Raw genomic sequence first — 14,379 nt, 5'->3', positions numbered from 1 at the left:
CGACATCGTCTAAACATTGACCACTTCAGGTTGGATCTATATCTACGAACTTCGATTTAAGTTCAGATGAGCTTAAATCGAAGCTTCTGTCTGTTGGTATTCAAGTAATGGGCCAGATCTGGCCTTTAAGAGTGCTGGGGATCTGACGATAATAAGCACGTGAATTGGTTGAGTAAAATCCTGAATTTGAAGCTGGTTATTACCCTTTTTCTGGGACCGTTGTCGGCCTTAGCGGTTGTGGATATGGGAAGCGCGGGCTATTCGCATACATGGGTGGATTACACACTTCCAAGCTCTGGTGCTGAAATTAAAGTGGCGCGTGTCTATAAAAGTCGAAGTATCTATAATGGCCTGTTTGGTTTCGGTTGGTGTTCTGCATTTGAAACAAGTTTGAAAGTGTTGCCAGAAGATGTGATTAAGATATCCGAGTGTGGTAGTGGGCAATCCGTTCTTTATTCCGTAAAGCCAGTTAGCCGTGCCAGTGTGGATGCCAGCATTGATAAAATTATTGAACAGATGAAAAAAGATCCGTCGTTAAAGGTTGTTTCGACAAGTTATTGGAATCAACAAAAGACCTCTTTGTTGGAAGACGAAGATAAACGGATTCAGTTAGCACAAAAATACAAATTGATTCCTGAGCTAGCTGACAAGGTGGCTTATAAAGCGAATGCGGTTCAGGTGGAATCAGTAATTTGGGAAAAAGCAAAAAAACAATTTGTCCGTACAGGTGCCGATGGACGAATCCAACGCTTTGATTCTTTAGGTCGTTTGATTCAGCAGCAGGAACCGACAGGCGTTTTCACAAAGTACAGTTATAATAATGATCTTTTAGTGCGCGTGGATGATGGTGGGTCTCGATTTCTTAATATCAGCTACAACGAACAAAAAAAGATTAAGGAAATCAGCGGCGTAAATAAATTGCGGATAACCTATTCTTACAGCAATCGCGGGCAGAACCTTTCTGCTGTTCAGATCGCGAGCCCAGAGGCTAGTTCAAAAGCTAAAAGTGTCGAAACTTACTCCTACGAATATGATGCCTATAACAATTTGACTCGCGCTGTTTGGCCGGACAAGACTCAGGTGAGTTTAGCTTATGACACGCAAAAAGATTGGGTAACACAATTCACAGGGCGGGATCAATGCCGCGAAACGTACACTTATAAAGATTCGGGGACTACTAAATTGCATCATGTGGCTGTGGTCAATCGTATGTGTGGAAAAAAGACAGACAGCACAAATGCTAAATATGAGTTTTGGTATGATCGCCGCTCAACAGGCCAAGAGGTCATGGTGCGTGCACGCATTGAGTCCGGTGCTGACTTCGAGGATGTCACCTACGATGCGACAACAGGAAATAAAACTCAGTTAAAAACCAAAGAAGATACGATTTATTTTGAATATTATGACAATGCCCAGTTGAAGTCCCGCCGCTCGTCACGCTTATTGGCTGAATACACCTATGATACAAAAAATGGAGCTGTCAAAACAGTGAAGTTAACAGAGTACAATGGTAAAGGTGAGGTCACAAAAGCGGTTCAGAGTACAGCCCAGTACAATACGCGCGGACAGGTTTCCTCTGTAGAAAACTCCGAAGGTAAAAAAATCAATTTGTCTTATGACGAACGCGCCCGAGTGGTTCAAGTGGTGGATCAAGATAAAGTGCGATACAATGTGGAATACAGCGATCGTCATAATCTGCCTTCAAAGGTCACGGCGACGGGATTGGGAAGTGTCACAGTGGCCTATGGGCCTAACGGACAAATCACATCGATCCAAAGTCCGCAGGGAAATTCGATGGCACTAAAAGTTTCTAGTGCTTACGAAAAAGCGATGAATCTTCTTAATCCTGTTACACGTGTGCTCTACAGATAGAAAGGAACGCAAATGAAAAAGTGGATGAGTTTATTAATGAGTGTGATTTCTTTTCTAGGTGTGTCTGTGACTCATGCGGCGGAAGCGACATTTTTATCTCCGGACTGTCGAGATTGTGCTGCCGCTGTTTCTGCCGATGGGGCGCGAGTAGGAAATCAAATCGGGGTTCATAATGCTATCAGTGGAGCTCAAACACTTCCTTTAGTAACGCCAGCGGGTTCAGGTGGTGGTGCCGGAGATCGTCCCGCGCCAGCTGCGACGGGGCGATAAAACTTAAAAAACATATCATAGATTCAATAGGTTAGCTGAAAACTGTACAGACTTTTTTCGCTTCTGTAACTTTAGCAAAACACAGTATCATTTTTGACGAATTTAGAGAATTCGACGATAAAGGATCTTTCAAAAAGAGAGAGGCCTATGAAGTCCGTAATTTTCGTATTGTTGATGAGTTTAGGTGTACAGGCGTTTGCCCAAGAAGCGACACAAATCATGGCGCAAATCCGCGCTGAGAATAAACAGCGCTTCAATCAAAATGGTTTTATTAATGATCCAGCATTAACAGCACGATTTTCTGCAAGCCAAAAAGCGGCGATCGCTCGCTTACGTGCAAATGGAAATTTAAAAAGAGCTGTGCGCATTACGAACAATGTGATGTCAGGCCTGGTGGTGACGGTGTCCATCGTGCAAGAGCGCAATGGCCAGTTCGCAGGCGTGCTTGTGGAAAGAAGTCGCTATAATGGTGCGATTGATGAAGCGAATCTAAGACTGTTTAATATTCCTATCTTATTAAATGGTATGGGATTATTCAGTCACAACGGCGTAACGATGGTCAGTATCAAATCAAGACAACTGAGTGCAAGCCAAGGCGGACGAATGGTGATTCGTTACCCGACGAATATAAAGAACCAGACTTTTTCTGAAGAGTCTTTTGATATTATGAAATCAGTTGAAGGCGAAATGAATTTCTACACGACTTCACGTGTAGGTTTCACGCGTATCGAAGTGCAGGCGTGGATGAATCTATTCACACAAAATGGTGGTGTTGAAAAAGTCACACTTCGCTAGACTTTGGGATTGTCTTTAGAAAATAAGCCTATTTTAGATAAAAGTTAAATAAAGCCCCATTTGATCAAGATGGGGCTTTGTCTTTTAACTGGTGTAACCTTTCAGATTACACACCATATAACCGATGAAGTTATATGAGCTGGTCCCTCTATCTAATTCTATTTCTGAATACTGCATTTGCTCAAGTTGAAGAGGCAGGCTGGTTCACGCATTTACAAGGCTCATTGGGGGGCGAATCGCGCTGTACTCCGGCGAGTATTGCCGAAGTCCAACAGTTGGATTGTAATATAAATAATTATAACTTTCGTGGTGATGTTTCCCAATTTCCGGATCAAGCCGATCATTTAGCTGAAGAAATTTTCTTTCAAAGTATTACAGAACGCAGTCATAACTCGAGTCGTTGTCATTTGGATGCTTTGAATTCGTATGCAACGAATCAAGCAGAACATGAGCGCTTTAATCAGTGGTCGTTAAGTGCCTTTCGTGTGATCGAAGATGAACTAAGATATTATGTTCAAAGAAAGGCTGAACTTAAGAGTGAGATTGCCGCGCGCCGAATGACTTTCGATAAAATGGATTATTCAAGAGCGCAAGTTTTAAGCCGTCAGAGAGTGATGGAACTTGAAAGCGAAGTTTATAACTTAAATTTAGCGATTAAATCTTTATCCGCCAAAGTTCCACTGGGAAATCATAAAGATGTCAGTGAGTCCTTAGAGGACCTAGTTAAAAGAGATCCGGTTTCAGACGAGACGTTCCTGCGAAAGTATAGCGATGAACTTTCAGGTTTACGTCGTAGTATCCGTCGCTCGGTAGAGTATTTTGATCGTAATCGTAATTCGAATGGTACGTATGTTGTCGATAAAGATATGAAGATCAGTTTTGCGAACTCTGGACAAGTAGATGCGGCATTTGAATCTATGAATGATCGCGAGGCTTTTTCGGATGGACTTCAATGCCGTATTGATAGTCGTTATCGTAAAGGCCATCAAATCACTGAAATGTTTAAAATGATTGCTCTCGCTGGTGCCACGATATTAGCAGCAGAAGTGGTCATTCCAATTCGTGCCGGTGCAGCAGCTTTATCAGCGGCGAGTGCGGCCGCACGACTAACATATCTTGGTGCGGAGTTTTCACTTTTAGCCCTCAATGGAGCGGTGGCCGCGGCAGTTATTCAAGATGTGGTTCGCAGTTGTAATGGGCCCACAGTTTTGATGTCAGGGCAGTCGGCACCTAACAATACATGTAATCCGCGTGGGCGTTTAAATGGAATGCTACAAGAGGCCAGCAATGCTGAGTGTGCCGCTAATATTCTATTCGCAGCGGCTCCGGGCTTGATGCAGGCTCGTCGTGGTTATTTAGCATTAAAAAATACACGTATGGCGAGCCAAGCAATAGAGGCTCCGATTATCACAGTGGAAGAGATTGTTGTGACAGCTCCTCGTCGATCACGTGCGGCCTCTTCGGGTTCAGGTGATGTGGCTACAGCATCAGGATCGCGTGGTTCTGGTTCAACAGTCAGACCAAGCCGTGGTGCTGCGGGTAGAGCAGAACCTCCTGTTGCGGGTCGTGCGGATGCCGAAACGACTTCTACTGGCGGAGTTGGTGCAACAGCTCGTACCACACAAACACGCGAGCAATTCTCTGATGAATATGTGAATCGTACTTACGCCAGCAGTACACAAAATCAAAGATGGATTGATGTCGCTGGTGATACTCCTTCAGGAACAAGTATGCGCTTTTTCGATGTGGAAAATGCAGCGATGAAGCATTTGAATGATACACTTTTGGATAAAAACTTAGTGACGTCTTTAACTAACTTACACAAAGAGATGCTGTCTGAGGGAATGGAAACTCTTATCAGACGTTATCCAACAGTTGAGTTCTTGCCTTACAGTGATTTCAAAGCCATGCGCTATGCTTTAAGGCCTCGTCCACCAGCAACTCAGTTGCCAGCTGGCTTAGAAGATGATTTGGCACAATTGTTTACGACGACAAATGAACGTTTTGCTAGTCGATTATCGGCATCGGGTTTAACTCCTGCCGGAGAAAACCCTTCGACATGGTTCCGTTCAGGTTTTGCAAGTTCTGCTGATGAGGCGACGTTGACCTCTCGTTATGCACGAAGCGATGGAGCGGATGCCAATCGTATGCGTCGTTTTTCAGATGATGATTTACGACAAAATTTAGAAAATATCCGTTCTGAGGGTGAGCGCTATCGCAGTGGTCTTCAAACTTCGCTTGCAAGTTCCGGATTGATGGAGCCGTCATCAGTTGCAGGCAAAATGATTCCGCGCCGTGAAGTCTTTGATGCGGCTAGGAAGACAAAAAATACAGATGAGCTGCGTGAGTTTATTCGCCGAACGACAGGACAAGAAGTTACAGTTCAACAAGCAGAAGATATTCGTCGTTATACAAATCTAGTGGATGAATTTTCACCGGGGATTCATGTGGCTCAGCGTGAGGTGGCTTCATTGGCAGACTCACCAGCCGGAGGATTCAGTATCGACTTTGCTGGTTTGGGATCATTTAACGGGCAGGCAACTGCGGATGCGTTAGCAAACTCGACTAATATTAGAAATGCAGTTTTAAATGCGCGTAATAGTGAACGTCGTGTGACGGATTTATTCCGCGAAAGAAAAGATCGGGTTGAAAGTACAGTTCGCGAAGTCTTGGCCCGTCATCGGATTCAGGCGGATATTGTGGCCAGTGGTGATGATATGGTGGTGCGTCCGACAACAGCAATTCCAACGGAAGTGCGCCGCGAAATTGCCGAGGCGTTGTCCCGTGAAATTGATCCGGCCTCTATTCGTATGAGTCACGTCGGCGATAATATCGCCTCAGGGAATGAACGTATGATCATGGCGACATTGGGTGAAGCCTGTGAAAAATGGATACGTAAGGCAGCTCAAGGGGTGGTTTCTGCGTCTACATTAAGTCAGACATTGATGTTAGTAGAAGTATCAGGAACTTCGTCGACGAATTTTTCGACGAATCTTGTTCTAGGTGAAGGACGTACTCCTATTAGTGCTGCCGATCGCGCGAGTTTACAAAGAATTTCTGGTCAAGCAGTTCAAGCTGGTTGCCGTTAAGAACGCTGAATAAATTTAAAGCTAATTTCAAAATAAAAAAGCCCGTATTTCTACGGGCTTTTTTGGTTGTGTTGTTCGATTTTTGAATCAATAGATTACTTGATAGAATCCACGATCTGTTGCAAGTGGTCTACACGGCCAGCAAAGATTTTATCTGGAGCAATCGCTAACGCTGGAGTTCCGCTGATTTTCATTTTTCCAGCTAGCTCTTTTACGTGTTGGATTTCTTTTTCAACTGCTTCGCCATTAATGTCTTTTTCCCATTTAGCAACATCTAGTTTTAATTTACGAGCTAGATCTTTAAGAGTTGTTTCGTTCTTTTCACGGATTTTGTAAAGCTCAGTGTAGTATTCGTTATATTTACCTTGTTGGTGAGCTGCTAAAGCGGCACGTGCAGCCAATTCAGAGCTAGGTCCAAGAACTGCTAAGTTTTTATAAATGATTTGAACATTTGAATTCTTCGCTAAAACAGCTTTGATAGTTTCACTTTGACGAGCGCAGTGGCCACAATTGAAATCAAAGAAGTAAGCGATTTTGATAGCGCCAGACCCACGAGTTGGGCTTTCTGCATGTTCAAATAATGCGGCAGCATTGTTTGTCACGTCTTCTGGTTTTGGCATGTTAGCTTCTTGTTGCTTACGTTGATAATCCATCAATACTTGCAAAATTTTATCAGGATTGTTTTCAACCCATTTTTGAATTTGTTCATCTGAAGACTTACAGGCGCTTAAAGTTAAAGAAAGAAGAGTGAGGCCTAAAATCGCTTTCATTTTCATACAAAGACTCCTTTATCGTTGTTGAATAAGAAATCTATTACAGCAAAATAATAAGCATAAAGGTATGAAACTATTCGCTTAAATCAAAACTATCGACCTACAGCTAGCTTGCGTTATTCAGTACCTTGCAATACATGGTACTGTGTAGTATATATATCTATATGAATACGCAATTTAACAAGGGTGTGATCGAAATGTGTGTGTTGGCCTTAGTCAGTCAAAGGGACCACTATGGCTACGAACTGGTCGAGACCATCTCTAAGAAAATCGAGATCTCGGAAGGCACGATCTATCCGATCTTACGCCGCCTGACCTCAGAAAAGTTCTTTGAAACCTATCTGAAAGAGTCCAGCGAAGGTCCTCCGCGAAAGTACTATAAAATGACGACCTTAGGTCGCCAGCAAACTGAAACCATGTTGTCTGCATGGAAGAAGTTTTCGAAAGATGTGAACTCTATTATAGATCCTAAACAGGATATGACAGGTGGTAGTTAATATGAATCGACAGGAATATATCAAGCAGTTGCGAACGGCACTCAATGGACTTCCCCAGTTCGAGATCGACGATATTATCCGTGATCAAGAAGAGATGATAACTGATGCTATCAGTTCGGGGCGTAGTGAGGAATCTGTGATTCAGGCCATGGGGTCGGCAACGGAGCTGGCGCGTACACTGAAAGCTGAACTTCGAATTGATCAAGCTGTGGAAGAGCGTCAGCTTTCGAAAAAACTCAAAGGAGTCTTCGGAGCTTTGGGGGCGCTACTCGTACTGGCTCCATTTAATTTGATATTTATTCTGGGACCATTCCTTCTTGTTTTAGGGGTGGTTTTTTCTGGGTGGATTTTAGCTACGGCCATAGGACTTGGAGCCATAGGGCTATTGGGATTATTTTTTACGGAGGCTCTCAGTTTAGGGGCGGGGCTCTGGGTGAATTTGTCACTTTTCTTTGGAATTTTCAGTGTTATTGGGATTTCACTGCTGGGAATTCTATGGATGTATTTTATTACGCAATGGCTGATCAAGATGATTTTGTCTTATTTTAAATGGAATTTGAACTTCATTAAATCACGAGTTTAGAAAGAAAGGGATAATATGGGAAAAATAGCATTAGGTGTTTTCATCGCAACATTGGCCAGTTCAGTTTTATCAGTAGGATTTGCAGGTTTAGCAGGCGAGGCGGGCTTCATACGTTTAGCTCAAGCAGCAGAGGCTAAATACTCAAAAAGTGGAAGCACGGGTAAGTCCGAAGTTCAATCTTACACGATTGAAGAAAGTTTTGCGGCGGAAAACTTTAAAGAACTTGCCATCACGAGTATCACAACGGATATCCGCATAACACCTTCGACTGATGGTAAGATTCATTTACGCTATTCCTATAAAACGTTTGATGTGCCTAAAACACGTGAAGAGATTTTGGGGATTATCTGGAAACCAGAGGGCAGTGAAGCTCGGTTCCAGTTAGATCAATCTGCTGGCGATGAAAGATCATGGAAAGCCAAACTAGCAGAATTAGTTAAGTTGGGATTCCGTGCTGACGATGCCAAAGCCGAGATCAAGCTACCGCCATCAATTCTAAAAGTGCAATTCAAGAGTGTATCCGGAGATTTCAAAACAGAAGATATTAAGTTGCAGAGCTTAGAGGCCACGACTGTGAGTGGTGATGTGGATGTAGAAGGCCAAATACATCAATTAAAAGGAAAAAGTGTTTCTGGCGATTTAGAGTTTAAATCGGAATTGGCCTCACCACAGGTTGAATTTTCAACAACTTCTGGTGACATGGAAGTGGAATTCAAAAAAATAGAGCCAAATATAAATGTCAGTTTTGAAACGACAAGCGGGAGTATGAAGTCCATCAATCAACGCCTACAAGGTAATGTAAAAGAACACTTACTTGGACAAGGCGTTGGACAGGTGAAACTTAAATCTGTATCAGGGGACGTTGAAATCTCTGTTGATAAGTTCTAGTACTTTTCTTCTTTGAAGATTTTCTTAGCACGATCATAATTTTCAGGGGCCACGTAGAAACGATCAATGACGCGGGCTCCTTCGTATTTCTGGAAAATTTGAGTCGCTTGATCCACCGGAGATGGCTTGTCCCAACGATCATATTGATCGAGCACATAGATATTCATGCGGTCCTCAGGATTACCTGAGTGATATTTGGAAAGACGCACTTTCGAGCTGGCATAAATGCTTTCAATCTCATGCTTCTGGAAAATAGATTGAATGGCTTCAATGCGGTCGTGATCTTGATTGTGTAACTCTAAAGCCACGCGATAAGGGCGACGTTGCGCGATTCTTTGCGCCCACTCGTTATCCACGGTGTCTAAATGCTCGTAAAGTTTATAGTCAGTGTAACTGATATAGTCTTTATAGTCTGCAGGGATAAAGAACTTGCAGTCTTTAGATGTTAAATAGCGATTCAGCATCTCTTCATACACGATGCTTTTATGATGGAAGTAAACCATCAAGTGCATGTGATGTCGTGAAATCAAAAAGTCATCGAAGGCATACAGGGCACGACGATTCAAGGCCAAGTAAGCTTTGTTGTTTTGAATATGCAAGGTCAGGTTTTGCTGTAACCAGTCTTTGTCGATCTTACCGTAGTTGATCCCACAAAAATAAGAATCGCGTTCTAAGTAATCCATGCGGTCAGCGTCTAATTCTGAACTGACGATCTGACTTAGAAGAGGGCGGAAGTTAATCGTGCCATCTGTAAAATAGCTTTCGTCGCAGGCTAGACTTTTATCGATCAAGCAGGCCACATGCTGTGCCGTGATCTCAGGAAAATGCTCCGTGATGATTTTGGCGATCTCAGAGTCCGTTACAAACTTAATCGTATAGTCTTCGTGGTTAGCCTGACGATTTTGGTTCACATTTTGTTCATTATAAATGCGTACATTGAGCTTATCGACCTGAGGCATGACCTGTTCTGTGGTGTGGCTCAGAGGTCCGTGGCCAATGTCATGCAATAGAGCCGCAAGTTTAACGGTCTGGCGTAAACGATTTTTTGTGGTGAGCTTTGAAAAAGGATACGCGCGAAAGATGCTATCGAAAATCTGACCGGCGACGTAGCTGACTCCAATGGAATGTAGAAAGCGGTTATGGGTCGCCCCCGGAAAGCTGAACTCAGAAAAGCCCAACTGTTTGATCTCGCGCAGGCGTTGGAACTCAACGGATTCGATAATGGCTACTTCGCCATCATTAAGATGAATAGAACCATGTATGGGATCCCTGATTTCCATGCCCATTAACTACCCATTGGTCGGGTAAAAGTCAAAATTTATAAGCCCTTAGACCGGAATTTAAAAAAAATGCAGATGACCCCTCAGGTTTTCTCATATTGAGCCGATCAGTTGTACAAGTTTGAGACAAAACCCAGTGAGTCGGTCCAGGATGGCCCGAGTTGGTAAATAGGATTTTTACCAATAGCTGTAAAGCAACTTTCAAGGAGGAAAGGCAATGGGATTGAGAATCAATACAAATACTGCTGCCTTAAATGCTCAGTACCAACTGCGCGCTAACACTAAAGGTGTAGCCACAGCGATGGAGCGTTTGTCCTCTGGTCACCGCATTAACCGTGCGTCTGACGATGCTGCCGGTTTAGCTTCTTCTGAATTAATGAAAGCGAATATCCGCGGTTTACAACAAATCGATCGCAACACTCAAGATGGTATTTCATTAACTCAGATTGCAGAAGGTAGTTTAAATCAAATCGGAAATATTATCTCTCGCTTACGTGAGCTGAGCTTACAAGCGGCTTCCGACACTGTATCTGATAGCGATCGCGCTTTGATCGGTCGTGAATATAGTCAGATGTTGCAAGAAGTTGATCGTATTGCCAACACAACTGTTTATAACGGAACTAAATTGTTAACTGGTACTGGTGGAACGATTGATTTTCAAATCAATACACGTAACCAAGCATCAGTAGATCGCATCTCTTTTGATTCTTCAGAAGCAGATGTTCGTACAAGTGCCTTAGGAATCGCTCATACCGATGTGTCTGATAAATACATGGCACAAGATGCAATCGGTCGCCTTGATGAAGCTATGACTGCAATCAGCAGTTTAAGAGCTGGTATCGGCGCGATCCAAAGCCGTCTAATCACAACGGCTGAAAACATGACTAGTAATATAGAGAACATCGCTGCAGCTAACTCTCGCGTTCGTGATACGGACATCGCAGAGGAAAGCTCGATGTTAGCTAAAAATAACATAATGCTACAAGCCGCGACTTCGATCTTGGCTCAAGCAAACCAGCAACCTGGACAGGCCTTAGCTCTTTTAAATAAGGGGTAATGATGTTGAGGGACTCTTGCCAGTGCAAGTGACGACGCTGATGTGAAACGTAATTCCTGCGAGGAAGAACGGGGGTCCGGTCCCCAAAAGGCCGGACCCACAAAATGGATTTTTAAACAATCGCTGAAAAAAGGACTTTCAGCGTTAACAAAAGCGAGCTACGGATAGCGCGCTTCAAGGAAGAAAGAACAGGGAGGATTTATGGGATTAAGAATCGCAACAAACGTACAGGCAATCAACGCACAAAAAAACCTTTACGGTTTAAGCAATGATATCTCGACTACAATGGCTCGCTTGTCATCAGGTTATAGAATTAATAGATCATCAGACGATGCTGCCGGTCTGGCGATTTCAGAAAGTTTAAAGGCACAGATTCGTGGATTCAAACAAGCTAACAGAAATGCTAATGATGGTATCTCGTTAGTGCAAATCGCTGAGGGTGGATTAAACGAAGTTTCAAATATGTTAGTTCGTTTACGTGAGTTATCAATCCAAGCAGCTTCTGACACTATCGGTGATCGTGAAAGAGCTTTAGTAGATGTTGAGTACCAACAATTAAAAGAAGAGATCGAGCGTATCGCGAACACGACACAATTCAACGGGACGCCACTGTTGAATGGTATGGGTGGAACGTTAGACTTCCAAATCGGTGTACAAAATGATGCTTTGAATGATCGCATCAGTTTCGACGCTGGACAAAACAGTGCGACTTTACAGAACTTAATGATTCAGGACATCTCGGTTTTAACTAAAGAGCAGGCGCAACAAAGCTTATCTTTCCTAGATGAGGCATTAAGTAACGTAGGTGCATCTCGTGCGAACTTAGGTGCTTTACAAAATAGACTTGTAGCGACATCACAAGGATTAGCGACAGCAGAAGAAAACTTCGCAGCAGCTAACTCTCGTATCCGTGATACTGATATCGCAGCAGAGTCGACAGCATTAGCTAAGAATAACATCTTAATGAATGCGGCGACTTCGGTTCTAAGCCAAGCTAACACACAACAACAATTAGCGTTGAAGTTGTTACAGTCTTAATTGAAATTATGATAGAAATGAAAGCCGTTGACTCCCAGTGAGTCAGCGGTTTTTTGCGTTTCTATTCAAAGGGAGTTTCTATGTCAGATATGCCATATCGTAAATTAGGGGATTCAGGAATTTCGGTCAGTGCCTTGTCATTCGGTTCATGGGTGACCTTCGGTAAACAGTTAGATAATAATCTGGCGAAAGACTGTATCAAATATGCTTTCGATCACGGAGTGAACTTCTTCGATAACGCCGAAGTTTATGCCAATGGCAAATCCGAAGAATTGATGGCGGAAGCGTTCAAGTCTTTGGGACTTGGGCGGAATGAGTATGTGCTGACGACAAAATTTTTCTGGGGAATTGAAAACCGGATTAATTTTAAGAATACTTTGAACAGAAAATATTTAATGCAGGCAATAGATAATTCTTTACGTCGCCTGCAGACGGACTTTGTGGATGTGGCCTATTGCCATCGTTACGATCCAGAAACCCCGATACATGAAATTTGTTTTGCGATGGATCAGATGATTCGTGATGGTAAGGCTCTTTACTGGGGAACCAGTGAATGGCCGGCGACAGCGATTGATCAGGCCTTTGACTTTGCCGTGGCTAATGGATTGCATCGTCCAATCGTCGAGCAACCGCAGTACAATATGATTCACAAAGATAAGGTCGAAAAAGAATTTGCTCCGCTGTACAAAAAAATGAAATTAGGTCTGACGACTTGGAGTCCGCTGGCTTCTGGTTTATTGACAGGAAAATACTTAAACGGAATCCCTGAAGGAACACGCGCTAGCATGCCATCACTGAGTTGGATCCGTGATGAAATCGAGAACCCAATGAATAAAAAGAAATCGCAAGCATTGCATGAAATTTCAAAACAAAGTGGAATTTCGATGACTCATCTAGCTTTGGGATGGTGTGTGTTGAATCCACACGTCAGCACAGTGATTTTGGGTGCCAGCCGTGTCGAGCAATTAAAAGAAAATTTGGATGTGCTGCCGCACTTGCCACAAATTCAAAAGCTGAAAGCTCAGCTAGACGCGATTTAATTCAACTGAATTAAATTCGCGCGGGCTTAGTTTTCGAGGTAGTGAAATACCTTTTTCATCTTTTCGTCTGACTGACGAAGAACCTCTGACCGCCATGAGGGGTCAGAGGGGTAAAACATTTCGACAAACATATTTTGGATGTCGGTAGATGTTTTACTGTCTGCGGGGAAGTGGAAGTTTTGATTTTCTAGAATCATACGGCGTAAAGATTCAATGGAGCCGAAAGTCTTTTGGCTGTCTAAAGTTCCATACTCGAAAGTCACTCCAGAAGTGTTGAATGCTGAGCGGATTTTTAAACGATTGATGAAATAGTGTAAAAGTTCACCTTGGACAGCATAAAAATTCTTGGCATCGGCAAAATCAATTTCAGATTTTTCAAATATCTTCAGCAGCTCGATAGAATTGGCATCTGTGGATTTTCCTGACATCAAATGCAGGCGACCTCTTTCGCCGTATCCAGTGTGCAGATCAACAATAAAAATCTTCTGATATTTTTTCCCAATAAATTCTGCGATCACCGCCTCAATCAAGCCGGCCTGTGGTTCGATTTGTGCTCCACCATAGAAAATTCCCTGCGGAACGGAATATTGTCCCTGTAAAATAGAGCGTCGTAGGGATTCCATCGAATGCTGCGCTATATTGGCTACAGAGCGTAAAACAAAAAGTGGGCGGCTAAATAAATTTAACGAGGGAGCCTCATTGGGATTTAAAAAAGAATTAAGGCCCGTGTAAGCTTGGTCGTCAGAGGTAAAACCTTTGCGGTCGATAATAAAGTTGCGGTTAAGATCGATGTTGTGTTCGTTAACGCGGCGTTTGTTTTTAAAGCCGTAAAGATTAAATCCGTGAATCATCAGTACCGACGTTTTTTTTAGCTCTGGGAGCTGTGCTAACAGGTTTCTTTGTACGGCTGATCCGGTAAAACCTTCCACTCCGTGCGTTCCTGAAATCATAATCAAGAGGTTTTCGGGAGTCGCCGCTGGGATCAAATAGGATTTGATAGTCCCCTGTGAATATTGAAATTCAAGAACATCGGACTTTGGGTTTTTCTGTTTGATCTGCTTAAAAATTCTATCAAAGTCTTGCTCAGATTCTTCGTAGGTATTTTTAAAATAATTCAGGTCAGTAGCATGTGCGGAAGTGGGCGTGATCATTAGAAAAAATGAAAATATAATAGAGATAGGCATGGGGCAAGTATGG

At 43.0% G+C, this 14,379-nt stretch carries 13 protein-coding genes; 10 read left to right on the top strand and 3 right to left on the bottom strand.

Going from position 1 to position 14,379, the window contains the following annotated elements; all coding sequences use genetic code 11:
• Nucleotides 1-159 precede the first annotated feature (159 nt).
• The 4 genes from A11Q_RS11115 to A11Q_RS11100 all read left to right on the top strand — a co-directional run bounded on the left by A11Q_RS11115 (nucleotide 160) and on the right by A11Q_RS11100 (nucleotide 6,026).
• Complete coding sequence (locus A11Q_RS11115) at nucleotides 160-1,872, top strand: DUF6531 domain-containing protein (protein ID WP_015470914.1); 1,713 nt, start codon at nucleotides 160-162, stop codon at nucleotides 1,870-1,872.
• A gap of 12 nt (nucleotides 1,873-1,884) precedes the next feature.
• On the top strand, nucleotides 1,885-2,142 hold the full coding sequence (locus A11Q_RS11110) for a hypothetical protein (protein ID WP_015470913.1): 258 nt from the start codon (nucleotides 1,885-1,887) through the stop codon (nucleotides 2,140-2,142).
• A gap of 147 nt (nucleotides 2,143-2,289) precedes the next feature.
• On the top strand, nucleotides 2,290-2,937 hold the full coding sequence (locus A11Q_RS11105) for a hypothetical protein (protein WP_015470912.1): 648 nt from the start codon (nucleotides 2,290-2,292) through the stop codon (nucleotides 2,935-2,937).
• 134 nt (nucleotides 2,938-3,071) lie between these two features.
• The gene (locus A11Q_RS11100) at nucleotides 3,072-6,026 is read left to right on the top strand and encodes a hypothetical protein (protein WP_015470911.1); all 2,955 of its coding nucleotides are present in this window, start codon (nucleotides 3,072-3,074) and stop codon (nucleotides 6,024-6,026) included.
• A 95-nt stretch (nucleotides 6,027-6,121) separates the two neighbouring features.
• Here the strand turns inward: A11Q_RS11100 and A11Q_RS11095 are convergent, their stop codons facing one another.
• The gene (locus tag A11Q_RS11095; RefSeq protein WP_015470910.1) at nucleotides 6,122-6,802 is read right to left on the bottom strand and encodes a DsbA family protein; all 681 of its coding nucleotides are present in this window, start codon (nucleotides 6,800-6,802) and stop codon (nucleotides 6,122-6,124) included.
• 161 nt (nucleotides 6,803-6,963) lie between these two features.
• On the opposite strand from A11Q_RS11095, the gene A11Q_RS11090 reads away from it, so the two are divergent.
• The 3 genes from A11Q_RS11090 to A11Q_RS11080 are packed head-to-tail and all read left to right on the top strand — an operon-like array spanning nucleotide 6,964 to nucleotide 8,767.
• Nucleotides 6,964-7,296 (top strand): PadR family transcriptional regulator, encoded by a 333-nt coding sequence (locus A11Q_RS11090; RefSeq protein ID WP_015470909.1) that lies wholly within the window; start codon nucleotides 6,964-6,966, stop codon nucleotides 7,294-7,296.
• 1 nt (nucleotide 7,297) lies between these two features.
• Entirely contained in the window at nucleotides 7,298-7,879 is a 582-nt protein-coding gene (locus A11Q_RS13620) for a DUF1700 domain-containing protein (RefSeq protein WP_015470908.1), read from the top strand.
• Between the two features lie 15 nt (nucleotides 7,880-7,894).
• Complete coding sequence (locus A11Q_RS11080) at nucleotides 7,895-8,767, top strand: DUF4097 family beta strand repeat-containing protein (RefSeq protein ID WP_015470907.1); 873 nt, start codon at nucleotides 7,895-7,897, stop codon at nucleotides 8,765-8,767.
• Here A11Q_RS11080 and A11Q_RS11075 read toward each other — a convergent pair.
• Nucleotides 8,764-10,047, bottom strand: coding sequence for an HD domain-containing protein (locus tag A11Q_RS11075; protein WP_041576091.1), 1,284 nt, complete (start codon nucleotides 10,045-10,047; stop codon nucleotides 8,764-8,766). The two genes, A11Q_RS11080 and A11Q_RS11075, sit on opposite strands and share 4 nt — an antisense overlap.
• Before the next feature lie 217 nt (nucleotides 10,048-10,264).
• Between A11Q_RS11075 and A11Q_RS11070 the strand changes: the two genes are divergently transcribed.
• The 3 genes from A11Q_RS11070 to A11Q_RS11060 all read left to right on the top strand — a co-directional run bounded on the left by A11Q_RS11070 (nucleotide 10,265) and on the right by A11Q_RS11060 (nucleotide 13,182).
• Complete coding sequence (locus A11Q_RS11070) at nucleotides 10,265-11,104, top strand: flagellin N-terminal helical domain-containing protein (RefSeq protein ID WP_015470905.1); 840 nt, start codon at nucleotides 10,265-10,267, stop codon at nucleotides 11,102-11,104.
• Between the two features lie 201 nt (nucleotides 11,105-11,305).
• The gene (locus A11Q_RS11065) at nucleotides 11,306-12,142 is read left to right on the top strand and encodes a flagellin N-terminal helical domain-containing protein (protein WP_015470904.1); all 837 of its coding nucleotides are present in this window, start codon (nucleotides 11,306-11,308) and stop codon (nucleotides 12,140-12,142) included.
• Between the two features lie 89 nt (nucleotides 12,143-12,231).
• Complete coding sequence (locus A11Q_RS11060) at nucleotides 12,232-13,182, top strand: aldo/keto reductase (RefSeq protein ID WP_041576089.1); 951 nt, start codon at nucleotides 12,232-12,234, stop codon at nucleotides 13,180-13,182.
• Between the two features lie 26 nt (nucleotides 13,183-13,208).
• Here the strand turns inward: A11Q_RS11060 and A11Q_RS11055 are convergent, their stop codons facing one another.
• The gene (locus A11Q_RS11055; protein WP_015470902.1) at nucleotides 13,209-14,366 is read right to left on the bottom strand and encodes a M14 family metallopeptidase; all 1,158 of its coding nucleotides are present in this window, start codon (nucleotides 14,364-14,366) and stop codon (nucleotides 13,209-13,211) included.
• Nucleotides 14,367-14,379: the final 13 nt, after the last annotated feature.

It is taken from the genome of Pseudobdellovibrio exovorus JSS (genome assembly GCF_000348725.1).
GTDB classification, from domain to species: Bacteria; Bdellovibrionota; Bdellovibrionia; order Bdellovibrionales; family Bdellovibrionaceae; genus Pseudobdellovibrio; species Pseudobdellovibrio exovorus.
This window is presented reverse-complemented; position numbering and strand designations above follow the sequence as displayed.

Excerpts from the sequence above, each read along its gene's own strand:
- A11Q_RS11090 (WP_015470909.1), top strand. The coding sequence starts at position 6,964 with ATGAATACGCAATTTAACAAGGGTGTGATCGAAATGTGTGTGTTGGCC.
- A11Q_RS11095 (WP_015470910.1), bottom strand. The coding sequence starts at position 6,802 with ATGAAAATGAAAGCGATTTTAGGCCTCACTCTTCTTTCTTTAACTTTA.
- A11Q_RS11100 (WP_015470911.1), top strand. The coding sequence starts at position 3,072 with ATGAGCTGGTCCCTCTATCTAATTCTATTTCTGAATACTGCATTTGCT.
- A11Q_RS11055 (WP_015470902.1), bottom strand. The coding sequence starts at position 14,366 with ATGCCTATCTCTATTATATTTTCATTTTTTCTAATGATCACGCCCACT.
- A11Q_RS11070 (WP_015470905.1), top strand. The coding sequence starts at position 10,265 with ATGGGATTGAGAATCAATACAAATACTGCTGCCTTAAATGCTCAGTAC.
- A11Q_RS11060 (WP_041576089.1), top strand. The coding sequence starts at position 12,232 with ATGCCATATCGTAAATTAGGGGATTCAGGAATTTCGGTCAGTGCCTTG.
- A11Q_RS11065 (WP_015470904.1), top strand. The coding sequence starts at position 11,306 with ATGGGATTAAGAATCGCAACAAACGTACAGGCAATCAACGCACAAAAA.
- A11Q_RS11075 (WP_041576091.1), bottom strand. The coding sequence starts at position 10,047 with ATGGAAATCAGGGATCCCATACATGGTTCTATTCATCTTAATGATGGC.
- A11Q_RS11105 (WP_015470912.1), top strand. The coding sequence starts at position 2,290 with ATGAAGTCCGTAATTTTCGTATTGTTGATGAGTTTAGGTGTACAGGCG.
- A11Q_RS13620 (WP_015470908.1), top strand. The coding sequence starts at position 7,298 with ATGAATCGACAGGAATATATCAAGCAGTTGCGAACGGCACTCAATGGA.
- A11Q_RS11110 (WP_015470913.1), top strand. The coding sequence starts at position 1,885 with ATGAAAAAGTGGATGAGTTTATTAATGAGTGTGATTTCTTTTCTAGGT.
- A11Q_RS11080 (WP_015470907.1), top strand. The coding sequence starts at position 7,895 with ATGGGAAAAATAGCATTAGGTGTTTTCATCGCAACATTGGCCAGTTCA.